The organism is Massilia sp. UYP11 (genome assembly GCF_050434805.1).
Lineage (GTDB): Bacteria > Pseudomonadota > Gammaproteobacteria > Burkholderiales > Burkholderiaceae_D > Telluria.
The window spans coordinates 32,861-54,505 of sequence record NZ_JBNDJE010000006.1 but is presented as its reverse complement, the minus strand read 5'-3'; the positions used below and the strand labels follow the sequence as shown (position 1 = coordinate 54,505).

The 21,645-nt window shown below is 63.2% G+C and carries 23 protein-coding genes; 10 read left to right on the top strand and 13 right to left on the bottom strand.

Going from position 1 to position 21,645, the window contains the following annotated elements; translation table 11 throughout:
• Positions 1–62 precede the first annotated feature (62 nt).
• Genes ABIB38_RS11755 through ABIB38_RS11745 form a run of 3 tightly spaced genes read right to left on the bottom strand, consistent with a single transcriptional unit; the run spans position 63 to position 2,622 of the window.
• Positions 63–1,472 carry a hypothetical protein gene (locus tag ABIB38_RS11755; RefSeq protein WP_429204026.1) on the bottom strand — a complete coding sequence of 470 codons (1,410 nt, stop codon included), beginning with the start codon at positions 1,470–1,472 and terminating at the stop codon, positions 63–65.
• A complete protein-coding gene (locus ABIB38_RS11750) occupies positions 1,469–2,218 on the bottom strand; it encodes an ABC transporter ATP-binding protein (RefSeq protein WP_429204024.1) in 750 nt (249 codons plus the stop codon). The genes ABIB38_RS11755 and ABIB38_RS11750 overlap by 4 nt, the downstream gene beginning before the upstream one ends.
• The gene (locus ABIB38_RS11745) at positions 2,215–2,622 is read right to left on the bottom strand and encodes a GntR family transcriptional regulator (RefSeq protein ID WP_429204023.1); all 408 of its coding nucleotides are present in this window, start codon (positions 2,620–2,622) and stop codon (positions 2,215–2,217) included. Before ABIB38_RS11745 ends, ABIB38_RS11750 begins: the two co-directional genes overlap by 4 nt.
• Before the next feature lie 338 nt (positions 2,623–2,960).
• Between ABIB38_RS11745 and ABIB38_RS11740 the strand changes: the two genes are divergently transcribed.
• From ABIB38_RS11740 to ABIB38_RS11720, 5 genes are all read left to right on the top strand, one after another.
• Positions 2,961–5,642 carry a type VI secretion system Vgr family protein gene (locus ABIB38_RS11740; RefSeq protein ID WP_429204021.1) on the top strand — a complete coding sequence of 894 codons (2,682 nt, stop codon included), beginning with the start codon at positions 2,961–2,963 and terminating at the stop codon, positions 5,640–5,642.
• A 44-nt stretch (positions 5,643–5,686) separates the two neighbouring features.
• Positions 5,687–6,370, top strand: coding sequence for a hypothetical protein (locus ABIB38_RS11735; protein ID WP_429204020.1), 684 nt, complete (start codon positions 5,687–5,689; stop codon positions 6,368–6,370).
• Positions 6,367–6,804 (top strand): hypothetical protein, encoded by a 438-nt coding sequence (locus ABIB38_RS11730; RefSeq protein WP_429204018.1) that lies wholly within the window; start codon positions 6,367–6,369, stop codon positions 6,802–6,804. Before ABIB38_RS11735 ends, ABIB38_RS11730 begins: the two co-directional genes overlap by 4 nt.
• A gap of 17 nt (positions 6,805–6,821) precedes the next feature.
• Positions 6,822–7,208 carry a hypothetical protein gene (locus ABIB38_RS11725; protein ID WP_429204017.1) on the top strand — a complete coding sequence of 129 codons (387 nt, stop codon included), beginning with the start codon at positions 6,822–6,824 and terminating at the stop codon, positions 7,206–7,208.
• Positions 7,209–7,329: 121 nt separating this feature from the next.
• Positions 7,330–7,608, top strand: coding sequence for a PAAR domain-containing protein (locus tag ABIB38_RS11720; protein ID WP_429204016.1), 279 nt, complete (start codon positions 7,330–7,332; stop codon positions 7,606–7,608).
• 314 nt (positions 7,609–7,922) lie between these two features.
• On the opposite strand, the gene ABIB38_RS11715 is transcribed toward ABIB38_RS11720, so the two are convergent.
• From ABIB38_RS11715 to ABIB38_RS11700, 4 genes are all read right to left on the bottom strand, one after another.
• On the bottom strand, positions 7,923–8,507 hold the full coding sequence (locus ABIB38_RS11715) for a TerD family protein (RefSeq protein WP_429204015.1): 585 nt from the start codon (positions 8,505–8,507) through the stop codon (positions 7,923–7,925).
• A 12-nt stretch (positions 8,508–8,519) separates the two neighbouring features.
• Positions 8,520–9,215 carry a TIGR00266 family protein gene (locus ABIB38_RS11710; protein ID WP_429204013.1) on the bottom strand — a complete coding sequence of 232 codons (696 nt, stop codon included), beginning with the start codon at positions 9,213–9,215 and terminating at the stop codon, positions 8,520–8,522.
• A gap of 47 nt (positions 9,216–9,262) precedes the next feature.
• A complete protein-coding gene (locus ABIB38_RS11705) occupies positions 9,263–9,838 on the bottom strand; it encodes a TerD family protein (RefSeq protein ID WP_429204011.1) in 576 nt (191 codons plus the stop codon).
• A 241-nt stretch (positions 9,839–10,079) separates the two neighbouring features.
• Positions 10,080–11,129, bottom strand: a complete 1,050-nt coding sequence (locus tag ABIB38_RS11700) for a DUF475 domain-containing protein (protein ID WP_429204010.1) — start codon at positions 11,127–11,129, stop codon at positions 10,080–10,082.
• 118 nt (positions 11,130–11,247) lie between these two features.
• Here ABIB38_RS11700 and ABIB38_RS11695 point away from each other — a divergent pair, with 118 nt between their 5' ends.
• From ABIB38_RS11695 to ABIB38_RS11675, 5 genes are all read left to right on the top strand, one after another.
• On the top strand, positions 11,248–12,156 hold the full coding sequence (locus tag ABIB38_RS11695) for a LysR family transcriptional regulator (RefSeq protein ID WP_429204009.1): 909 nt from the start codon (positions 11,248–11,250) through the stop codon (positions 12,154–12,156).
• Positions 12,157–12,244: 88 nt separating this feature from the next.
• Positions 12,245–13,597 (top strand): hemolysin family protein, encoded by a 1,353-nt coding sequence (locus tag ABIB38_RS11690; protein ID WP_429204008.1) that lies wholly within the window; start codon positions 12,245–12,247, stop codon positions 13,595–13,597.
• A 101-nt stretch (positions 13,598–13,698) separates the two neighbouring features.
• Complete coding sequence (locus ABIB38_RS11685; RefSeq protein WP_429204006.1) at positions 13,699–14,502, top strand: alpha/beta fold hydrolase; 804 nt, start codon at positions 13,699–13,701, stop codon at positions 14,500–14,502.
• Positions 14,503–14,508: 6 nt separating this feature from the next.
• Entirely contained in the window at positions 14,509–16,065 is a 1,557-nt protein-coding gene (locus ABIB38_RS11680) for an ATP-binding protein (protein ID WP_429204004.1), read from the top strand.
• 26 nt (positions 16,066–16,091) lie between these two features.
• Positions 16,092–16,448, top strand: a complete 357-nt coding sequence (locus tag ABIB38_RS11675; RefSeq protein WP_429204002.1) for a hypothetical protein — start codon at positions 16,092–16,094, stop codon at positions 16,446–16,448.
• Here ABIB38_RS11675 and ABIB38_RS11670 read toward each other — a convergent pair.
• From ABIB38_RS11670 to ABIB38_RS11645, 6 genes are read right to left on the bottom strand one after another with little or no spacing between them, the layout of a single operon-like run.
• Positions 16,445–17,521 carry an AI-2E family transporter gene (locus tag ABIB38_RS11670; protein WP_429204001.1) on the bottom strand — a complete coding sequence of 359 codons (1,077 nt, stop codon included), beginning with the start codon at positions 17,519–17,521 and terminating at the stop codon, positions 16,445–16,447. The genes ABIB38_RS11675 and ABIB38_RS11670 overlap by 4 nt on opposite strands.
• A 29-nt stretch (positions 17,522–17,550) precedes the next feature.
• On the bottom strand, positions 17,551–18,153 hold the full coding sequence (locus ABIB38_RS11665; protein ID WP_429203999.1) for an SCO family protein: 603 nt from the start codon (positions 18,151–18,153) through the stop codon (positions 17,551–17,553).
• A 14-nt stretch (positions 18,154–18,167) separates the two neighbouring features.
• Positions 18,168–19,061: a heme o synthase gene (gene cyoE, locus ABIB38_RS11660; RefSeq protein ID WP_429203997.1), complete on the bottom strand. Its 894-nt coding sequence runs from the start codon at positions 19,059–19,061 to the stop codon at positions 18,168–18,170.
• A complete protein-coding gene (locus tag ABIB38_RS11655) occupies positions 19,062–20,240 on the bottom strand; it encodes a COX15/CtaA family protein (protein WP_429203995.1) in 1,179 nt (392 codons plus the stop codon).
• 42 nt (positions 20,241–20,282) lie between these two features.
• Positions 20,283–20,840, bottom strand: a complete 558-nt coding sequence (locus ABIB38_RS11650; protein ID WP_429203994.1) for an SCO family protein — start codon at positions 20,838–20,840, stop codon at positions 20,283–20,285.
• 37 nt (positions 20,841–20,877) lie between these two features.
• Complete coding sequence (locus tag ABIB38_RS11645; RefSeq protein WP_429203992.1) at positions 20,878–21,621, bottom strand: SURF1 family protein; 744 nt, start codon at positions 21,619–21,621, stop codon at positions 20,878–20,880.
• Between the last annotated feature and the right edge of the window lie 24 nt (positions 21,622–21,645).

Here is a 21,645-nt window from a genome sequence, read left to right as displayed (position 1 = left end):
CCTGATAGCGACAGGGTCAAGCGACAGGGTCAGATCACGGCATGCAACATGACTTTCGCCCGTCAATCCATCCTTCCCGCTGGAAAAGCGAATGGACCCCGGATCATGGAACGGTAGCGGCGCACCGTCAGGACGGCGGTCAGCACGACCGACAATCCGGCAGCAGTCGGAAATACCGGCAAGTCCAGGATCCTGCCCACGAATAGGCCCGCCAACAGGCAAGCTCCTGCGATCGCCAGCACGAGCAGCCATTGCACGACAGAATTCCAGCGCGGCCGTCGCGCATGCTCGCGCAGCGGCAGGATGAGGACCGGCAGAGCCAGGCTGCCCAGGCAGGCCACCAGCAGGAGCTCACCCGCGCCGCCGCCGGACAGGGACGTGCACAGGATGGAGGTGGCCGCCGCCATCGCCCAGGCCGCCAGGCTGCTGCGCAGCATCGTCGATGCCAGCAGTCGGTTGAAGCGCGGCGCGGTGGCGGGCATGGCCGGCGCCAGCCTGAGTAGTGGCTGGCCGGCGGGCGAATCCGTCATGCTCGTCAGCAGCATCGTATGCAACTGGAACAGCAATAGCGGCAGCAGGCTCCAGACCCAGCCGGTCTCGACGACCAGTTCGGCCGCCTTCCGATGTCCGCTCAGATGGATGAGTGCCATCATCCCCAGCGCGAACACACCCACGAGGCCGATGACCAGCGCGCTGCCGCCCAGTTGCAGGCCGGATCCACTACCGTGCAGGAGCATCGCGCCCAGGTCGCGACGGCCGCTCGCCCGACGCAGCGAGCGGGCCTGCCACCAGCGCATGAAGCGGCCATCCTCGCGCTTGCGCATCGCATCCTTGTCACGCCAGACATTGCGCTTTTCCAGCCGGCGCCAATGGCGATCGCCCGCGCGCGGAAAGATCGTCCGGATGGTCGCCAGGCCCGGCGCCGCCAGCATGGCCGCCAGCAGCGGCAGGAAGGCCGGATGGGCCATCATGGCGTATGCCCAGTCCGGTATCAGGGTTGGCAATCCCATCAAGGGCCAGATCGCGAGGATCACGACCGAGCCGGCGCCGCTGCCGGTTGCCGCCAGCGCCAGGCCGAGCGACGCCACCATCGCCCAGGCCACGCGCAGGACGATGTCCGACGCGCTGCCTGTATTGGCAAGCGCCAGGCCGGCGATGCAGAGCACCCACACCGTCATGGCCAGCGTCAGCAGGCGTGCACGCATTCCCGGTACCAGCTGGGCATTCGCGGGAGAATTGAGCTTGAAGGCGCCGGGCAGAAAGCCCCAAGCCCATGTGAGGAGGACCATGCTGCACAGTGCGTTTGCGCCCCAGCTTGCCGCAGTGTCCAGGTCGTATATTTTCCAGGCGAACGCCGCTACCGCCAGCGACAGGACCGGCGTCAGCCAAAGGACGAGCCGATGGGCATACGGGTGCACCTGCGCCAGCGCCGAGCGCCACAGCAGTCCATATTGCGCCAGGCGCGGGCTCACCGGGTCACCTCGATGAACAGGTCTTCGAGGTTCGACGGCGCCCGCGCGCCGGGCGCCACGTGGCCGGCGGCGCCGTCGAGCAGGTCGTCGAGGTCGCCTTCGAGCACGATGCGGCCGCCCTTGAGGAAAGCGACGTCCAGCGCCACGCGCTCCAGGTCGGTGAGGATGTGGGTCGAGAACACCACCGTGGTGCCGCGCTCGATGACGCCGTCGATCAGTTCGGTCAGGAAGTCGCGCCGGCCGGCCGGGTCCAGCGCCGACACCGGTTCGTCCAGCACCAGCAGCTCGGGATCGTGGGCCAGCGCGCGGATGATCGACAGGCGCTGCTGCTCGCCGCCGGACAGGCGCCGGATCGGTTTATTGCGCATGGCGAGGTCGATGCCCCAGCGGCCCAGCAAGCCCTCGACCTTGGCATCGTTCCAGCGCGGATACAGCGCCTTGAAGTAGTCCAGCATTTGCAGCGGCGTCATCCAGTCAAACAGGTCGGACTTCTGCGGAACGTAGCCGATGCGGGCGCGGGTCGCCTCCGACAGCGCGTCGGGAGACTCGCCGAACAGCGCGATGCTGCCGCCGTCGATCTCGCGCAGGCCCAGCAGGCATTCCATCAGGGTCGACTTGCCGGCGCCGTTACGCCCCAGCAGGCCGACCACCTGGCCCGGTCCGACTTCCCAGTCGAGGCCGTCGAGTACGGTCTTGCTGCCGAAGCGCCTGGCGACGCCGCGCATCTGGATCGGGAGTACGGTCAAGGTGATTCCTTCAAGATGGTTGTGAAGAGGGACAGAACGGTGTCGGGATCGAGTTCGAGCTCGCGCGCCTCACGCGCGGCGCGTTCCAGCGCGGGACGCAGCAGCGCCAGGCGCTCGCCGCCAGCGCTCGCCCCGCCCCTGCCGGCCGGCCGGTCGGCGACGATCATGCCGATGCCGCGCCTGCGCTCCAGCAGGCTTTCCAGCTCGAGCAGGCCATACGCCTTGGACACCGTCATCGGATTGACGGCAAGCTGCAGCGCGACCTCGCGCACCGACGGCAGCGCATCGCCCGGCGCCAGATGGCCGCCGGCTACCAGCCGACGCACCTGCTCGACCAGTTGCCGGTAGATCGGCTCGGTAGAACCAGGGACGATCGAGAACAGTTGGGGAGAATGGCTGGACATCGCGTATTAGTGTATTAGTTGGTTAATACACTAAGCGATCATGATCTGCTCGTCAATAGCGGTCGAGATTTTATCCGCCATGGGTACGCGCACTTCCAGCGCATTGAGCGCACGTTGTCGATGTCCGCCTCCTTGCGGCCGGCATCAGCCACAGGAGACCATCCACAGCGCAGGGATCGGAACGATCATGGATAAGGCCGGCGTGGAAACTGCCTAAAGGATCCAGACATGACGCAGAGAAACAAGCTGATGTCGGTCAAATTCCGGTTGGCAGCGGCAGGGTAACGTGACCGCTGAATTCTTAAGTGCGCTATGACCACAGCCATTGGAGGCGATGAATGGGTGAAAGCCAGGGAATCGCGGTCGGCGCCGCGTTGTCAGCGTTCAGCGGCGCATCCCAACACAACCGGCTCATGCGGCTCGACTTTCCATTTAAGGACGGGCCACCTGCGGTCCTTCTGCCGAACAAGCTGGTCGCGCATGAGGAGGTGTCGCGCAGTTTCCGCTTTGACATCGAGGTGCTGTCGGACGATCCGCGCATCCCGCTGAAACTGTTGATGGGCCGGATGGTGACCATCTCCCTGGTGCGGGAAGACGGATCGCTGCGCTACTTCAACGGCCATATCACCGAGTTCCGCTTCCTGCGCAGCGATGGCGGCTTCGCGTTTTACCGGATGGTGCTCGAACCCTGGCTCGCCTTCGGGCGCCTGCGCAAGGACAGCAGGTCGTTCCACAATAAAAGCGTGCGGGAGATTACCGAGGAAACCCTGAAGCATTACCGCCAGGCCCACTGGCACATGTATACGATGATCGACGAGTCGAAGCTGACCGTTGCCAACCAGTATAACGAGACCGACTACAACCACCTGCACCGGCGCTGGGAAGCGCTTGGCCTGCACTACTGGTACGAACATACATTCGACGGCCACAAGCTCATGATCTCGGACAACAGCTTCCTGGCCTGGCCGATCGACGAGGAAGCGTACGTCATCTCGTTCCACGACCAGGGCGGCTCGCGCGAGGACGACGGGGTTCACGCGTGGACGGCCATCCGCCGGCTTGGTTCGGGCAAGACCACGCTCGCCTCGTTCGACTACAAGAATCCGAGGGCGCAACGCGTTGAAGCTCCTTCGGTCAACCGGCAAGGTGACTTCTTAACCTACGAAATCTACGAGGACCTCGGTGCCTATGGCTTTCGTTTGCTCCGCGAGGGAGAGCAACTGGCTGGGCGGCGCATGGACGAGGCGGAGAAAGACACGCAATACTTCGAGGCTGCCGGCAACGAAAGGTTCGTGCTGCCCGGCCGCACGTTCAAGCTCGGCGGCCACTTCAGCGCCGAGACGCGCTCGCGCGAGTACGACGCCGAACCGCGCCGCGGCATCGGCGACCGCTATTACCTGATCCTGTCCGCCGACCACGAGGTATCGAACAATTACCAGGCCGGCCCGGGCGCACCTTCGCACTACGAAAACCGCTTTACGTGCATCCGCCAGGAGATCCGCTGGCGTCCCGGCCGCAACTTCAACAGCGAGCCCGTCATCTATACGGGGCTGCATACCGCCATCGTCGTCGGCCCGGCCGGCGCCGATATCCACACCGATGGCTACGGACGCGTCAAGCTGCAGCTTCACTGGGACCGGCTGGGCAATTACGATGAAAGGAGCTCGCCCTGGATCCGGGTGATGAGCCCGGCGGCCGGCAGCGAATTCGGGCAGATCCGGTTGCCGCGTGTCGGCGAGGAAGTAGCAGTTATCTACCCTAACGGGAATATCGACCATCCGCTCGTACTCGGCGCGCTCTACAACCAGGCACACATGCCGCCGTGGTCGCTGCCGCAGCAGCAGTCGCTCGCCGGCCTGCGCAGCCGGGAGCTTGGGGGCGGAGGGCGCGGCAATCACCTTGTCCTCGACGACACGAAAGACAAGATCCAGGCCCAGCTGAAGAGCGACCATCAATGCAGCCAGTTGTCGCTCGGCCACATTACGCGCATCGAAGACACCAGCGGGCGCAAGGACGCACGCGGCGAAGGCTGGGAACTGCGCACCGATGGCCATGGAGTGGCACGTGTAGCCAAGGGGCTGCTCATCACGACCGAAGCGCGGCAGGCAGCGCGTGGCCCAATCAAGGACATGGGCGAGACCTCACGCCGGCTCACGCTCGCTGCCGAACAGCACAGATCCTTGGCCGAGGTCGCGCAAAACAACGGGGCACATGATGCAGGCAATAGCCAGACTGATGTAGCTGTCCCCCTCAAGATGCAGACCGACGAGGTACGCGGCGATGCCGGGGGCGCGAATGGCTTTCCCGAGCTGACAGCTCCGCATCTTGTTGTCGCCAGTCCAGCTGGCATCGCTACTACGAGTGGGCTCGACACCCATATCGCCAGCGAACGTCACACGGCCATTACCAGCGGGAAAGACGTTTCAGTGGTTGCCGGGACCAGCCTTTTCGCGAGCATTCGCCAGACTTTCCGGTTGTTTGTGCAAAAGGCTGGAATGAAGCTTATTGCTGCTTCTGGTGACATAGACATTCAGGCGCTGTCGCACAGTATCAAGGTGCTGGCTAAACTCGAGATTTCTCAGCAAGCGAATCGCATCACGATCAGTGCCAAGGAAGAAGTGGTGATCAACGGTGGCGGGAGTTATGCCAGGTTCGCCGGAGGATCGATCGAGATTGGCACAAGCGGTTCGTTTGTTGCTCACGCCTCGACGCACAGCCTTCCTGGCGGCAAAAGCATGAACGTAGCGATTCCGATAACCGCTGCCAAATTCGGGTCGTCGCTTGCTGCCGAACAGATGCTAAGTGATCTCACCGAAAGTTTAACTTGGGTGGAATTCAAATTAGTTGATGAAACCGGTCCCATTCCAAACGAAGCCTATGTGCTTACTGACCCCAGCGGCAATAAACATGTCGGGAACGTCAATGAGCAAGGAGGTGCTCGTGTCGAGGCCATCCCTGCCGGGCACTGCAAGATAGAATTCCCAAATCTGGGATCTACGCTTGAAGTTCCGACAAGCTGAGCAAATCCAGCTCGGACGCTCATTTACCTCTAGGATCCTTGATCGTGCCAACGATAAATGCAACCCCTAAGAGTACTAAAGATGGCATTGGCATTGCGACCAAACAGGTCACAACAATTCAGGTTCAATCACCAACTATCGAGATTTTGGTCGGTGGGCCTTATCGATCACATGGTGAAGAACATACCTACGGGCACGTCGCCCTACGCGTAATCACCCCCGATAATGAGTTTGTTTATGATTTTGGCAGGTACAATGGCGAAAGTGGTCCTTTTGGTCAAGGCAGACTTCGTGTGTGGACTAAATTCACGAAATACATCGCCGGCGAAAATGCTACCGGGCGCACAACTACCGGATTCGTTTACAAAATCCCTGCCGCATCGGCAGCTAACATAAACGCCCATTTCACGTCCCTTATTGGCAACCGCCCGGTCTTAAAGGCATACGGAGACCACATGAAGGAATATCGATTGGCAGTGGATTACCATGCCCTGAATAATAACTGCACTACCACGGCGATGACAGGGGTACGCGTTGCGATCCGGGATCTAGATTTCGACGTGCCGACGCACAATATTGGCACAGGCATGAGCTTCGTGGAGAAAGTCGGCGCAAGAGGTGCTGGCTGGCCCAGCCACATCTTCATGCCAGCCGACCTGCAAAAAATGTTAGAAAATAACCCGAAACACCGCCCGGACAAGGTCGAAAAATATGGTGGTGCAAAATGAAAAAGAAAATTGTATCCTTCACTGTTGCATCCTTAATTTTCATCGCAGGAGTTCTTACCTCTTTCCTCTGGAAGATTACAATGGACACAAAACCTTCGTACCGTCTCAAAGAGCCGATGCTGATTTCCAACAGCAGCGGCGCGCCCTACTACATGATCCCTGCAAACACTGTCCTTCACTTCGAAAAGGGATTTGCTGAAGGGCACCAACTCTACAAGATTGATGTATTTTTCAAAGGCGAACTGCCTGCCGACCAGCTGCCGCCGGAAACAGCCTCAGAGTCCACATGGCTCTATTCGCTTGATGCCGACGATGTTCAAAAGGTGCTTCAACAATATCCGTTATCAAAAGAGGATCTTGTGCAGATCATGAAAGCGCGGAAAATGACGCGCGACGATCTGGCGCAAATCGTCCGGGACTGGAAGGATGAGTAGACCCCCAGCATTACAGAATGCAAATGAAAAAAAATGCGGCTGTTGCAATGTTGACGTCAGGATCCATCTTTCTGACATACCTTCTCTTAGCAACTGGAGTTTTTCCCATCACGTCGAAAATAGCATTCAAACTCGAAGAACCACTTTTGATCGAGGGCGAGCAGCAAAAGACGTACTCGCTGCTTCCGGCCGGATTAATACTTTATCTCGATAAGATCTGGGCGGAAGCACATCAGACCTTTCACGTATGTTTTCACTTTAAAGGCGAATTCAGCGCGACTCCTGCAGATCCCAATTCGATTTCACCGCTTTGGCTGAGGAAAGCAGATCGTGAAGCGTTGCCGAAGTTGCTCAACGATTATCCGCTAAGCAAGCAAGAGCGCGTAGTGTTTCCTGCAAGCTAAAAGTGTGAGCAAGTTTGAATTAACACAAATTTTGCGTGAATGGCCGGAAGAACAAAGCAAACTTAGCCCTTAAATTAAGGCTGATTAACTGAACAAGCGAGTTGCGCTTACTGGAAACGCTATGTCCCTAAAAATCATAACGGTTGACGATAAAACCGATCACGGCGGCACCGTCATCAGCGGCTCGCCTAGTCACGATATTCGGGGACGCGCGATTGCAAGGCTCGGCGATCAGGTCGACTGTCCGCAGCTCTACCCTGGAGGCAAACCACATGGGGTTAACAAGATTGTTACTGCCTTCAACTCTTTCACTGTCAATGGCACACCGGTCGCGGTCGAGGGGTGCACGACAGAGTGTGGCTGTAAGCTGATCGGCAGTCAGCCAGTCAGCGTCGGCTAACGCTGCTGTGAGAGACGAATAAAAGCGTCACCATATCTGATTCTAACTATTTATTTTTTGTCAGTTCGAGCGTAGGCGGACGGAAAATCCACTGCCGATATTGGCAGCGGGCAAGTTTAGCTGTCATGTCCCGGCCACTCAGTATTTCCGCCCCTGCTCTTCCTTGCTGATGGAGCCATAGAGCCAATGGTCGACCGTGTCAACCTCGACCGGAATTTCATGCGCGATGGGTACGCGCTGCCGTCCGCAAAAAAAACAGGGACGAAAAAAAACCGGAGCTTTGGCTCCGGTCTTTGTTCAATCGACGTAGCCGATTACAGGTGTATCTTAATCTGCGGCATCAAATCGTCGAAGGTGCGGCCGGTGCCGTTCTCGCCGATCGCATGCATCTTCCACTCGGTGTTGTGGCGGTACAGCTTGGCCATGATCTGGGCCGAGTGCGAACCGGTCACCGACAGGTTGAAGCGCGCCACCTCTTGCTGATTCGCTGCATTGATCAGGCGGCAATAGGCGTTCTCGACGGTCGAGAAGTTCTGGCCGGTGAAGCTGTTCACCGTAAACACCAGCGCCTTGACGTTCGCCGGCACGGCGCTCAGGTCGACATGGATCTGCTCGTCGTCGCCATCGCCGGCGCCGGTGCGGTTGTCGCCCGAGTGCGAGATGCTGCCGTCGCGGCTCTTGAGCTGGCGGAACCAGACGGTATCGATCGCATTGTTCGACTCATCGAACATCACCACCGAGGCGTCCAGGTCGACGGCTTCGGACTTGCCGCCGCCGAAGCCGAAGAAGCCCTTCGACTTGATCGCATCCCAGCCCAGCCCCATCGTGATGCGGCTCAGACCGCCGCCGCCTTCCTTGTCCAGGGAGATCTTCTGTCCCTTTTGCAGATTGACTGACATCGTTATTCCTCCTTATTTTGCGGGCGCCTGCATCCAGGCCTTGAATGCAGTACGGTTACGCGAACATACATAGACCTTGCCACGCCCCGAGAAACGCAGGACCATGCCCTCGCCGCTGGTCTGGCTGTTGATCAGGTTACCCAGGAAGCCGCCGCTGGTGCCGGTCGTGATCGAGATTTCGTAGCGCAGCGTGCTGTCCCAGCACACCACGTGCGAGTTGTCGATGATCGCGTCCTTGCCCGGCTCGACGTCAAGCACCGACATCGAACCGAAGCCCGACACCACCACCTGGCCCTGGCCGCCCGTCTCGGTGACGAAAAAGCCGCCGCTCTGCGCGAACAGCGCGTTGCCCAGGCTTTGCGTGCGCACCCGCAGGTCCACGCCGGAGCTGGCCGCGACGAAGGCGCCATCGCTGATGATGTAGTTGTTCGGACCGACGTCGACGATCTGCATCGCGCCCGGCAGGGTCGGCGACAGCAGGCAGTCGCCATCGCCGCGGACCGCTTCGATATGCTGCTGGAAGAACGACTCGCCGTTGGCGAAGGTACGCATCAGCGCGCTGCCGAGGCCGCCCTTCATCTTGCCCTTGAGATCGAGGGTCGATTCCATCATCACCATCGCGTCGGATTCGCAATAGATGGTCTCGCCCTGCTTCATCGACACGTGCAGGAAGGGATCGACATCCCCGGTCACGGTAAATACTGGCATTTGGCTTCCTTTCATGAGGCGGTCCCATGGACCGCCCCCACAATACCTTAAACGTTCACGCCGTAGTTGCGGGCGAGTGGCCCCAGGCCGCCGTTGAAGCCCTGGCCGATCGCGCGGAACTTCCAGTCGGCGCCGTTGCGGTAGATTTCACCGAAGATCATTGCCGCTTCGGTCGAGCTGTCTTCCGACAGGTCGTAGCGCGCGACTTCCTGGTTGGTGGCGTTGTTGACGCAGCGGATGAACGCCTTGCCGACCATGCCGAAGTTCTGGCGACGCGCTTCGGCGTCGTGGATGGTCACGCCCAGCACGACCTTGTCGACGTCGGCCGGCACCTTGGTCAGGTCGATGGTGACGAACTCGTCGTCGCCATCGCCGGCGCCGGTGGTGTTGTCGCCCGAGTGGACGATCGAACCATCGGCCGATTTCAGGTTGTTGTAGAAGATGAAGTCGCTGTCCGAACGGACCTTGCCCGACGAATTGAGCAGGAACACTGCGCCGTCGAGGTCGAAGGCTGCGCCGTCGGTGGCGCGAATGTCCCAGCCGAGGGCGACTTTCAGCGAAGTCAGGCCTGGAGCTTCTTTCGACAGGTTGACGTTGCCGCCTTTTTGCAGACTGATTGCCATGATGAGACTCTCCTAGTTAATGAACACCGGGTTGCAAACGCAGCGAGCTGGTGTTCTGCCGCTCGCCGCGGATTCTGTATTGCTTCGTTACACGCCGCTTGTAGGGTCGGCGGGTTCCCGCCGACGCGGCGATGGTTGACGGCAAGATCATGCGGAACGATATCGAAGCCGATAACAATCACCGCGTCGGGTCATCGGGTCCAGTGGACCAGATGACGAGCCGCCAACCCTACTCCCTTACTTACACGCCGCCTTCCAGCGCGGCGTGCTTTTTCTTGTAGCGCAGCGAGCTCCACAGCGAAGCCAGGATGAAGGCCACGCCGACGCCACCGGTGATCAGCTCGGGCACGTGCCACTTCATGCTCGCCAGCATGATCACGGCCAGGATGCCGATCGCGTAATGCGCACCATGCTCCAGGTAGACGTATTCGTCCAGCGTGCCTTTGCGCACCAGGAACACGGTCATCGAACGCACGAACATCGCGCCGATCGCCAGGCCCAGCATGATAATCACGACGTCGCTGGTGATCGCGAAGGCGCCGATCACGCCGTCGAACGAGAACGAGGCATCCAGCACTTCGAGGTACAGGAAGCCGCCGATACCGCCCTTCTTGACCGCGTCGCCGACGGCGCCGCCGCCGGACTCGCTCTTTTCCAGCATGCTGCTGAGCATGTCGACACCGACATAGACCAGGATGCCCCACATACCTGCGATCAGAACGACCATCTTCTGCGCTTCTTCAACATAGGTCATGCTGAACATCAGCGTGGCGATCGCGACCATCACGGCGATCGAGGACACCTTGCCCAGCGCGCCGATTTTTTTCTCGAAGTTGCCCAGCCAGTGGGTTTCCTTCTCATGGTCAAGCATGAAGTTCAGGAACACCAGCAGCAGGAACATGCCGCCGAAGGCCGCCACTTCGGCGTGGTGGTTGGTCAGGTGGGTCGAGAACGCTTTCGGATCCGTCAGCGCCAGGTTCCACACTTCCATGGCGCCCAGGTCCGCGGCCACGGCCACGATCACCAGCGGGAACACCAGGCGCATGCCGAACACGGCGATGATGATGCCGACGCCCAGGAACAGCTTGATCCAGAACTCGTCCCAGCCCTTGAGCACCGAGGCGTTGACCACGGCGTTGTCGAAGGATAGCGAGACTTCCATCACCGCCAGGATGGTTGCCACGCCCAGCGCAGTGAGCGCAGCGGTCATGCCGCCATGCTCGAAGCCCCACCAGGCGGATAGCGCGAGGCAGACTGCGGTCACGATAAATGACCAGGTAAAGTACTTCATAAGTTTTTCCCTCTTTATAAGTTATGCGCCAACAGGGTCGGCGAGCTATATTGTATAGGCTGAGCTTTTATTGAAAAAGCGAAGATAATCGAAACATTACTTCCAAAAAACAGAAGCCATGAACCACGCGCTACCCAATTTCCGCCACCTTTATTACTTCTGGGTGGTCGCCAAGGAAGGCAGCATCACGCGCGCCGCCGAACGCCTTGGCCTGGCGATCCAGACTGTCAGCACGCAGCTTACCCTGCTTGAGCAGGCGTTTGGCAAAGCACTGTTCAATCAGCAGGGCCGGCGCCTGAATCTGACCGAAGCCGGCCGCCTGGCGCTGTCCTATGCCGACCAGATCTTTCTACTGGGAGAGCAGATGCAGGAGGCGCTGGACGCGTCGGACAGCGCGCGCATCCGGCTTGCGGTGGGCATCTCGGATTCGCTGCCCAAGTTCACCGCCTACCGCCTGCTCGAGGTGACGACCCAGCTCGCCACGCCGGTGCGGCTGGTTTGCCACGAAGACGAGTACGAAGCCCTGCTGGGCGACCTGGCCCTGCACAAGCTGGACGTGGTGCTGACCGACCGCGCGGTGCCGACCGGGACCACCCTGCGCGTGTTCAGCCACCTGCTGTCCGAGAACGAGATGTTCGTGGTCGGCGCCCCGGCCCTGGCCAACGACTACCGCGCGGGGTTCCCGGCCTCGCTGCACGGCGCCCCGATCCTGCTCCCGACCCGCAACAATGCCCTGCGCGGCAAGATCGACGACTGGTTCGAGCGCCATGCGATCCGGCCCGACGTGGTCGGCGAGTTCGAGGACAACGCCCTGCTCAACACCTTCGGCCGGCGCGGGCTTGGCCTGTTCTTCACCCCGGCCGCGCCGGTGGCCGACATCAAGGTCCAGCTCGGGGCCGAACTGGTGGGCCGGGTGCCCGAGGTGCGCGAGCACTTCTATGCGATCTCGAACGAACGCAAGATCAAGCATCCGGCGGTCGAGGCCATCCTGGCCGCCGTGCACAGGGAAGCGCTGGGCGCGGAGTAAGCGCCTATCCCGGTAGATGGGACAGGCTCCAAGGACGGGGCAGGTTGTACAATGACCCCTGGCTTTGCCTTTTGTTAATACAACCAGCATGGAAAACATTTTATTCGTCGTTCTGGCGTTCTTTTTGGTGGCGCTGAACGGCTTTTTCGTGGCGGCCGAGTTCAGTATCGTCACGCTGCGCAAGACCCGGGTGCGCGCGATCGCCAAGACCACCGGCCTGCGCGGACGCATCCTGTCCAAGGTCCACGGCCAGCTCGACGCCTACCTGTCGGCCTGCCAGCTCGGCATCACCCTGGCCTCGCTGGGCCTGGGCTGGGTCGGCGAGCCGGCCTTCGCCAGCCTGCTCGAGCCGGTGTTCGCCTTCGTCGGCGTCACCTCCGAGGAACTGATCCGCGGCGTGTCCTTCGTCGTCGCCTTCTCGGTGATCTCCTTCCTGCACATCGTGATCGGCGAGCTGGCGCCCAAGTCGCTGGCGATCCGGCTGCCGGAATCGGTGGCCCTGTGGTGCGCGATGCCGCTGTATGGCTTTTATTGGGCAATGTACCCGGCGATCGCCCTGCTCAATGCCAGCGCCAACGGCGTGCTGCGCATGGCCGGCCTGGCCGGCGCCGGCGGCCACGACACCCATTACTCGCTCGACGAGCTCAAGCTCATCCTGCGCACCAATACCAACACCACCACGCCGGGCGAGAAGATCACCCAGGACGACCGCAACATCCTGGCCCAGTCGCTCGACTTCAGCACGCTGCAGGTATCCGAGCTGATGCGGCCGATCAACGAAGTCAGTGCCCTGTACGCCAGCCGCTCGCTGGAAGAGAACCTGGAAACCGTGCGGCGCAACCGCTTTTCGCGCTACCCGTATTTCGACGCGCAAGGCGAGGAGGTGCTGGGCATCATTCACCTGAAAGACCTGTATTTCGCGCTGCAGGCGGGCCGTCCGGTCACCGACCTGACGCAGTTCCTGCGCCCGGTCGAATCGATCTCGGCGCGCACCCCGGCCCAGGACATCTTCCGGCGCTTCCGCGGCGGCGCGCCGCACTTCGCCATGATCGGCGAAAAAGGCAAGCGTCCGGTCGGCTTCGTCACCCTGGACAACCTGCTGGGGGCGATGGTGGGCGAGATCCGCGACGAGTTCCGGATGAACGAAAACGACTGGCTCAAGCAGCCGGACGGCACCTATATCGGCAAGGCCAGCCTGCCGATCTTCTCGCTCGAACGCCTGCTCGCGATCGACATCGACAATGAGCAGATGGGGCTGGAAGACGTGGAATCGGTCGGCGGCCTGCTGATGGAAAAGCTGGGCGACATCCCGAAGCAGGGCCAGCGCATCGCGTTCCCGCAGTTCGACGTGGTGGTCAAGAAGATGAATGGGCCGCGCATCTTGCTGGTTAAGGTCATACCGCAATTGACCCGCGCAAATGAGAACGACGAGCGCGACTGACGCGTTTTCACAACCCTGATCGCATGCCGCCCTAGCTGACATTACCGACGAAAAATGTTATTGTCGTTGCATGTGTGCGTGAAAATAGTGGAAGGCATTGCATGTCCGTCAAGACTCGCAACAACGTCCATGTGACCGGCCAGGGAGCGGCCACGATGGTGTTTGTCCACGGTTTCGGCTGCGACCAGACCATGTGGCGCTTTCTCGCGCCCGCCTACCAGGACCGGTTCCGCGTCATCACCTATGACCTGACCGGCTGCGGGAGCTCCGACCTGGCGGCCTACGACCGCGCCCGGTACGCGTCGCTGCACGGCCACGCCGACGACCTGCTCGAGATCGTGGATGAGTTCGCCACCGGGCCGACCGTGCTGGTCGGCCACTCGGTCGGCGCCATGATCGGCATGCTGGCCGCCATCGCGGCGCCCGAGCGCTTCGCCGCCCAGGCCATGATCGGCCCCTCCCCCTGCTACATCAACGATGGCGACTATGTCGGCGGCTTCAGCCGCGAAGACATCGGCGAGCTGCTCGACACCATGGATGCGAACTACCTGGGCTGGTCGCAGAGCCTGGCCCCGGCGATCATGGGCGCCCCCAACCGTCCCGACTTGCGCGCGGAACTGACCAGCAGCTTCTGCCGCAACGATCCCGAGATCGCGCGCCATTTCGCCTGCGTCGCCTTCCTGTCCGACCACCGTCAGGATGTGCCGAAGTCGAGTGTGCCGGCCCTGGTCTTGCAGTGCAGCGACGACCTGATCGCGCCGCGCACGGTCGGCGCGTGGCTGCACCGGCGCCTGCCCAACAGCAGCCTGGCCGTGATCGACAACGTCGGCCACTGCCCGCACATGAGCGCGCCGACCGCCAGCTCGCGCGCGATCGACGTATTCCTCGCGCAGACGCTGCGCTAGCCTTCGATGAACGCCGCCCTGCCCGCCGTCGAGGCCTTTTACGAACAGGCCGCGTGCGCTCTGCTGGTGACCGACGCCAGCGGCATGATCGTGCGCGCCAACGCCACCCTCCACGCCTGGCTCGGCGCGCAATCCGATGCCCTGACCGGCAAGCTGCGTTTCTGCGACCTGCTGTCGGTCGGCGCCCGCCTGTTCCTCCATACGCGCTGCGTGCCGCTGCTGCAGCGCGAAGGCGCGGTGAACGAGGTCCAGGTCGACCTGCTCACCCTGGACGGCCGCCACCTGCCGGTGCTGCTCAATATCGTGCGCCGTCCCGGCGCCGACGGCGCCTGGCTCGACCACTGGGCCGTGTTCAGGTCGAGCGGGCGCCACGCCTACGAGCACGCCCTGCTGGACGCGCGCAAGGTGGCCGAGGAAGCGCTGGAGGCGCAGCGCGCGACCGACCTGCAGCTGCAGGCGCTGAACCTGCAACTGACGGCCGCCGACCGCCGCAAGGACGAATTCCTGGCCACCCTGTCGCACGAGCTGCGTAACCCGCTGGCGCCGATGCGCAGCGCGGTCGACGTCTTCAGGCTCAAGTACGGGAGCGATGCCGACGAGCGCCTGCTGCAGGCCTTCGACCGCCAGCTGCGCCACCTGACGCGGCTGGTGGACGACCTGATGGACGTTTCGCGCATCACCCAGAACCGGATGCGGCTGCGGCGCACGCCGGTCGACCTGGCGCCGCTGGTGCGCAGCGCGGCGCAGGACATGGCGCCGGCGATGGCGGCGGCGCGCCATACGCTGCGGCTGTCGGTCCAGGATACGCCGGCGGTGGTCGACGGCGACGCCACGCGCCTGGCGCAAGTCGTCATCAACCTGCTGGCCAATGCCGCCAAGTACACGCCGGATGGCGGCCTCGTCGAAGTCGAACTCGCCTGCGCGGACGGCCACGCCGAACTGCGCGTGCGCGACAACGGCATCGGCATTCCGCCGGACGCGCTGGGCGCGGTGTTTAACATGTTCGCCCAGCTCGAGCCGGCCCTCGACCGGGCTCGAGGCGGGCTCGGCATCGGGCTGGCGCTGGCGCGCGGCATCGTCGACCTGCATGGCGGCGAGATCCTGGTCGAGAGCCCCGGCCCCGGCCTGGGCAGCGAATTCACCCTGCGCCTGCCGCTGGTCGCCGGCTGCGCCGCGCCGGAACCATCGGCGGCGCCGGCCGCGCTGGTCTCATGCAAGCGGGTGCTGGTGGTGGACGACAGCCTGGACACCGCCGAGACCATGGCGCTGGCGCTGGAACTGTTCGGCTGCGAGACGCGCATGGCGCATACCGCTACCGCCGCGCTGGAGGTCGCCGCCGAATTCGCACCCGACGTCGCCCTGCTCGACATCGGGCTGCCCGATTACAACGGCTACGAACTCGCCCGCCGCCTGCGCGCCCTGCCCTGCGGGTTGGACACGACGCTCATCGCCGCCACCGGCTGGGGCCAGGACAAGGACCGCACGCTGGCGCTGGACGCCGGCTTCGATCATCATTTGACCAAGCCGATCGATTTCGAGCAGCTGCGCCTGCTGCTACGATGAGCGCTTGTGAACTTCGAGCACGATCCATGACCATCCAGTTTTCAATCCTTTCCAGGCTGGCTGCAGGCCTGTTGTGCCTGGCTTGGCTGATGCACGCGGACGCCGCCGCCTGCGAGCGGCGCTATCCCGAAGCCAACGGCGACGACCGCACCCGCCACGTCCGCCTGTCGGCGCGCTGGCCCGATGCACAGATCCTGCAGAACCTGCGGCTGCAGATCGACCGCGCCGAGATCAAGCAGACCGCGAGCAAGGACGCGCTCAAGACCGACTACGTCTACTTCGGGCGCGCGGTGACGATCACGCGGTCGGCAAAGAACGGCGTCGAGGTGCAGCTGCTGGAACAAGGCAGGGACAAGCTGGTCTGGAAGCTGGGCAGCTGCTAGCGCGGTGCGATGTCCTCGTCGTGCTTGACGATCGGATCCTCGGTCCCGGTCCATTCGCTCATCAGGGAGTAGCCGACCGCCAGCAGCACCGGCCCGATGAACATGCCGACGAAGCCGAAGGCGATCACGCCGCCCAGCACCCCGAGCAGGGTGAGCAGGAACGGCAGGCTGCTGCCGCGGCTGATCAGCATCGGCCGCACGACGTTGTCGACGCCGCTGATCAACACCGTGCCCCAGATCGCCATGAAGATCGCCCAGCCCGTTTCGCCCTGGGCGAGCAGCCACACGGTCGCCCCGCCCCACACCAGCGGCGGGCCGAGCGGGATCAGGGACGTCAGGAATACCAGCACCGACAGCAGCGGCACCGCCGGCACGCCGGCAATCGCGAACCCGACCGCCGCCACCAGCGCCTGGGCCAGCGCCGTGCCCAGCAGCCCGTACATCACGCCGCGCACGGTCTGGCTGACCGTGTGCTGGATCGATTCGGCGCCCTCGCCCATCACCTTGCGCATCGTCACCGCGATCACGGCCAGCAGCGCATTGCCGTCGCGGTACAGGAAGAAGCTGACGAAGGCCGCCAGGCTCATCTGCACGACACCGGTGCCGAGCATGATGCCGCCCTTGACCAGCCAGGTGCGGGCCGGCTCGATCATGCGCTGGGCCAGCGCCAGCATCTGCTCGCGGCTGGCGATCAGGTCGTGCAGGTAAGTGTCGATCGTTGCCCCGAGCAGCGGAATGTCGCGGACCCAGGCCGGCGGCGCCAGTTCGCGGTGCTCGACCAGGACGCGCAATTGACCGAAGCCGCGCGCGACGTCGTCGCCCAGGTTGTAGGCCACCATCGACAGCGGGATGATGAACAGCAGGGTCAGGGTGAGCGTCATGGTCAGCGCCGCGACCGTGCGCTGGCCGCGCAGCTCGCGCAGCAGGCGCAGGTACAGGGGCCAGGTGGAGATGGCGACCGCGGCGGCGAACAGGATCGCCGGCAGGAAGGGGCGCAGGACGTAGAGGCAGCCCAGCGTCAGCAGGACGACGATGGCGATGCGGGTGTAGTTTCTTCCTGGTCGCGCTTGCATTCCGTCCTGCGTCGATGGTGTTTACACCATCATAACAGTTGGCGCAGGTCGTGGGCGATCAGCGCCGGGCCCTGGCCGTGGCGCACGAACAGGCGCAGGCGGCCTTGCTTGTCGAACACAAAGCTGCCGGCCGTGTGGTCCACCGTATAGCTACCCGGGTCGGTGCCCGGCGCCTTGGCGTAGAACACCTTGAATTCCTTGGCCACCCTGGCGGTCGCGGCGGCGTCGCCGTACAGGCCGATGAAACGCTTGTCGAAGGCCGGCACGTAGTGCGACAGCAGCTCCTGCGTGTCGCGCTCGGGGTCGACGGTGATGAACAGCACTTGCACCTCGTCGCTCGCCGGGCCCAGTTCCTTCATCACCGTGGCCATCTCGGCCATCGTGGTCGGGCAGACGTCGGGGCACTGGGTGTAGCCGAAGAACACCACCACCACCTTGCCCTTGAAATCCTGCAGGGTGCGCGGCTTGCCGGTATGGTCGGTGAGCGCAAAACCCTTCGCGTAGTCGACGCCGGTGACGTCGGTGTTGTGGAAGGCCGGCGGCGCGCTTCCCAGCTTCGCGCCCACCTTGTCGCAGCCGGCTGCCAGCAGCGCGACGGCCGTGAATCCGAGTACCCCCAGGAGTGTCTTCATCTTTTGACCCGTCATCAGAACTTGAAGTAATGGTCCACCAACAAGGCCGCGAACAGCAGCGACAGGTAGACGATCGACCAGGTGAAGGTCTTGCGCGCGGCCAGGTCGCTGTAGTTGCGGTGCACCCGCCACGCGTGGCGCAGGAAGATGGCGTTGAGCGGCACGGCGGCCGCCAGGTAGATCAGGCCGCTCATGCCGACCGCGAACGGCAGCAAGGTGGTGGCGGCCAGGCCGATCGTGTACAGCCACACCTGCAGGCCGGTGAACTTCATGCCGTGGGTGATCGGCAGCATCGGCAGGCCCGACCGGGCGTACTCGTCGCGGCGATACATGGCCAGCACCCAGAAATGCGGCGGGGTCCACATGAAGATGATCAGGACCAGCAGCCAGGCTTCCATCGGCACTTCGTTGGCGACCGCGGCCCAGCCCAGCGCCGGCGGCATGGCGCCGGACAGGCCGCCGATGACGATGTTCTGCGAGGTGTTCGGCTTGAGCAGGAGGGTATAGATGAAGGCATAACCGACGAAGGTGACGAAGGTCAGCCACATGGTCAGCGGATTGACGAAGGCGTACAGGATCACCATGCCCAGGCCGCCCAGCAGAAGCGAGAAAGCGATCGTCTGCGACTGGCTCAGTTCGCCCGAGGCGGTGGCGCGGCGCGCGGTGCGCGCCATGCGCGCGTCGACCTTGGCCTCGACCAGGCAGTTCACCGCGAAGGCGGCAGCAGCCAGTAGCCAGATGCCGACCGTGCCGGCGACCAGCGTCTGCCAGCCCGGGAAGCCGTCGGTGGCAAGGAACATCCCGATCACGGCGCAGAACACCGCCAGCTGCGTCACGCGCGGCTTGGTCAGGGTCCAGTATTGCGAGAACCGGCTCGGAGGCTTGTGGATGGCGGTCTGGGTCGTCATTTAGGGGGCATGCTGGCGTGGCAACGCTTCGGCAAATTCGGGCGCCGGGGCAGCGCGGGCCGCGTCGAGTTGGAACTTCACCCGGTAGTTTAACATGGTCACCAGAATGACCAGCAGGGCCGCCCCGGCGTTATGCATGACGGCGATGGCCAGCGGGAAGTCGAAGTACACGGTGGCGATGCCGGTGAACAGCTGGACGACCATCACCAGCAGCAGCCGGCGCGCGGTCGTGCCCACTTCCGGCAAATGCCAGGCGCGCCAGGCCGCCAGGCCCAGCACCAGCACCACCGCCAGCGCGAACGCCCGGTGCACCCAGTGGATCGCCACCAGGGCCGAGAACGGCAGGTAATGACCTTCCTTCGTCATGCCCAGTTCGCGCCACAGGTGGAAACCGTGCTCGAAGTCGAGTTCCGGCACCAGCGCGCCCTGGCACAGCGGGAAGGTGTCGCAAGCCATGGTGGCGTAGTTGGTGCTCACCCACCCGCCGAGCGCGATCTGCACGGTGAGGACCACGGCGGCCAGCAGGGACAGGATGCGCAGGCCGCGCAGGCGGCGCACGAGGTCCCGCACTTGCCCCAGGCTGCGCGCCAGCGGCGGGGGTTTCAACAGGTAGTCTTCGCGGCAACCCATCCACACCAGCATCGCCAGCAGCATCATGCCCAGCAGCAGGTGGATGGTGACGATCACCGGCTGCAGCTTGAGCGTGACGGTCCAGGCGCCGAACGCGCCCTGCACCAGCACCGATACCAGCAGTGCCAGCGGCATGGCCGGCTTGAAGACCTCGTTGTGGGTGCGGCGCCATTGCTTGACCGACGTGAACAGCAGCGCCAGGATCAGCGCGCCGATGCCCATCGCCAGATAGCGGTGGATCATCTCGATCCACGCTTTCGCAACGGTCACCGGGCCGGTCGGCATCGCCGCTTCGGCGGCGGCGATGTGTTCATGAGCCAGGAAGGGATTGGCTTCGCCGTAGCAGCCCGGCCAGTCCGGGCATCCGAGGCCCGAGTCGGTCAGGCGGGTGAAAGCGCCGAACACGATCAGGTCGAAGGTCAGAAACACCATCACCCAGACCAGCTTGCGGTATTTATTGGGATCGGCCGACATCCAGACAATGGCCAGCGGCAAGCTGGCGACGAGCAGCCCCATCAGGAGCAGGTGAAGCAGTGATGACAGATCCATGTATTTCTTTTAACTGTGACTGTGAAGCGCAACCGGGAAGGCTCAACCGATGGACGAGGCCTTGAGCAGCTTGGCGATGTCCTTGTAGACGCGGCCCGGCTCCGGCTGGTAGGGGAAGCGCATCATGAGGTTGCCGAGCGGGTCGATCAGGTAGATGTGGTCGCCCTGTTTCTGGCCGGGTGCGACCGGCAGCCATTGCGCCACCGTTGCGGCGGGCGCGCGCAGCAGCTCCATGCCGTCGTATTCGCGCATCAGGACGGTATCGAGCGGCTCGTTGTCGGTGATCAGCCAGACCCGCTCCATGCGCTCCATGTTCTTGCCCTGCATGGTGCGCCACTGGCGCATCGCGTACAGCTGGCGCTGGCATTCATCGTCGCAGGCGCCGCCGCCGACGCGCAGCATCACCCATTTGCCCTTCAGGTCGGCCAAGGTGCGCGGCTTGCCGTCGAGCATGGTGGTGGCCATCTCGGGAATCGGCAAGCTGCGCGCATCGAGGATGGTGCCGTAGTTGGTGCGGCCATCCGGCTTGACGATATAGAACGTGATATAGGACACGATGATCGGCAGCGCGCAGACCAGGAGCACGGCCAGCAGTTTCATGCGGCCGCGGCGGCGCGCGGCTGCAGGGTCATGGAGGTCAGCGATTTTTTCTTGAGCCACGTCGAAATCCCGTTATCACGTAAAAAAGTACGGCCAGCGCCGCCAGTGCATACCACTGGAAGGCGTAGCCGCGGTGTTTGTCGATGCCTGCGGAAGGCGCGGGCCAGTCGCGGGCGAGCACATCGCGCCGGCCGGCGGCCTGGGTCTGCTGCACCACGAAGGGCTGCAGCGTCAGGCCGCTGGCCGCGGCCAGCGCCTCGGGCGTCAGGTTCTGGACCAGGGCGCCGGGCGCCAGCGGCGGCCCCTCGCCCAGCTCCATCACCTTGCCGGCAGTCGACACGATCCTGCCCTTGAGCACGAGGGGGCCGGCGGGCGTGGCGAACGCGGGCAGCTTGCCGTATTCGGCCCCGGGGGGCCGCGGCAGCCAGCCACGCAGCACCAGCACGTGCGTGTCCGAACCCGCTATTTTAAACGGCATTGCGAGATAGAACCCGGACTGCGCCCCGGACCGGGTCGTCATCGGGCGATTGGCGAGGAACACCGGCCAGCCGGCGACGAATTCGCCGCGCAGCAGCACGCTCCGGAATTCGTCGTCCGGGCCGATCCTGGTAGAGGGAGTGAGTTCGAGCGGCGGCTCGGCGGCGCGCGCCTGCTGGCGCGCCTGCAGAGCGGTTTTATGGTCGGCCCGGCCCTGTTGCCAGTTGCCGAGCAGGATGCCGATGATGGCCACGACCAGGGCCGCGGCGAAGGCGACGGGGCGAAAACGCAAGCCGAACCGCATTACAATGAAGCCTCAACCTTTCGC

What these genes read in the sequence shown, in the direction of transcription:
- ABIB38_RS11720 (WP_429204016.1), top strand. Translation starts at nt 7,330, where the DNA reads ATGTCCCTAAAAATCATAACGGTTGACGATAAAACCGATCACGGCGGC.
- ABIB38_RS11685 (WP_429204006.1), top strand. Translation starts at nt 13,699, where the DNA reads ATGTCCGTCAAGACTCGCAACAACGTCCATGTGACCGGCCAGGGAGCG.
- ABIB38_RS11745 (WP_429204023.1), bottom strand. Translation starts at nt 2,622, where the DNA reads ATGTCCAGCCATTCTCCCCAACTGTTCTCGATCGTCCCTGGTTCTACC.
- ABIB38_RS11645 (WP_429203992.1), bottom strand. Translation starts at nt 21,621, where the DNA reads ATGCGGTTCGGCTTGCGTTTTCGCCCCGTCGCCTTCGCCGCGGCCCTG.
- ABIB38_RS11665 (WP_429203999.1), bottom strand. Translation starts at nt 18,153, where the DNA reads ATGAAGACACTCCTGGGGGTACTCGGATTCACGGCCGTCGCGCTGCTG.
- ABIB38_RS11705 (WP_429204011.1), bottom strand. Translation starts at nt 9,838, where the DNA reads ATGGCAATCAGTCTGCAAAAAGGCGGCAACGTCAACCTGTCGAAAGAA.
- ABIB38_RS11670 (WP_429204001.1), bottom strand. Translation starts at nt 17,521, where the DNA reads ATGCAAGCGCGACCAGGAAGAAACTACACCCGCATCGCCATCGTCGTC.
- ABIB38_RS11725 (WP_429204017.1), top strand. Translation starts at nt 6,822, where the DNA reads ATGCAAATGAAAAAAAATGCGGCTGTTGCAATGTTGACGTCAGGATCC.
- ABIB38_RS11700 (WP_429204010.1), bottom strand. Translation starts at nt 11,129, where the DNA reads ATGAAGTACTTTACCTGGTCATTTATCGTGACCGCAGTCTGCCTCGCG.
- ABIB38_RS11680 (WP_429204004.1), top strand. Translation starts at nt 14,509, where the DNA reads ATGAACGCCGCCCTGCCCGCCGTCGAGGCCTTTTACGAACAGGCCGCG.
- ABIB38_RS11695 (WP_429204009.1), top strand. Translation starts at nt 11,248, where the DNA reads ATGAACCACGCGCTACCCAATTTCCGCCACCTTTATTACTTCTGGGTG.
- ABIB38_RS11740 (WP_429204021.1), top strand. Translation starts at nt 2,961, where the DNA reads ATGGGTGAAAGCCAGGGAATCGCGGTCGGCGCCGCGTTGTCAGCGTTC.
- ABIB38_RS11675 (WP_429204002.1), top strand. Translation starts at nt 16,092, where the DNA reads ATGACCATCCAGTTTTCAATCCTTTCCAGGCTGGCTGCAGGCCTGTTG.
- ABIB38_RS11690 (WP_429204008.1), top strand. Translation starts at nt 12,245, where the DNA reads ATGGAAAACATTTTATTCGTCGTTCTGGCGTTCTTTTTGGTGGCGCTG.
- cyoE (WP_429203997.1), bottom strand. Translation starts at nt 19,061, where the DNA reads ATGACGACCCAGACCGCCATCCACAAGCCTCCGAGCCGGTTCTCGCAA.
- ABIB38_RS11650 (WP_429203994.1), bottom strand. Translation starts at nt 20,840, where the DNA reads ATGAAACTGCTGGCCGTGCTCCTGGTCTGCGCGCTGCCGATCATCGTG.
- ABIB38_RS11715 (WP_429204015.1), bottom strand. Translation starts at nt 8,507, where the DNA reads ATGTCAGTCAATCTGCAAAAGGGACAGAAGATCTCCCTGGACAAGGAA.
- ABIB38_RS11655 (WP_429203995.1), bottom strand. Translation starts at nt 20,240, where the DNA reads ATGGATCTGTCATCACTGCTTCACCTGCTCCTGATGGGGCTGCTCGTC.
- ABIB38_RS11730 (WP_429204018.1), top strand. Translation starts at nt 6,367, where the DNA reads ATGAAAAAGAAAATTGTATCCTTCACTGTTGCATCCTTAATTTTCATC.
- ABIB38_RS11710 (WP_429204013.1), bottom strand. Translation starts at nt 9,215, where the DNA reads ATGCCAGTATTTACCGTGACCGGGGATGTCGATCCCTTCCTGCACGTG.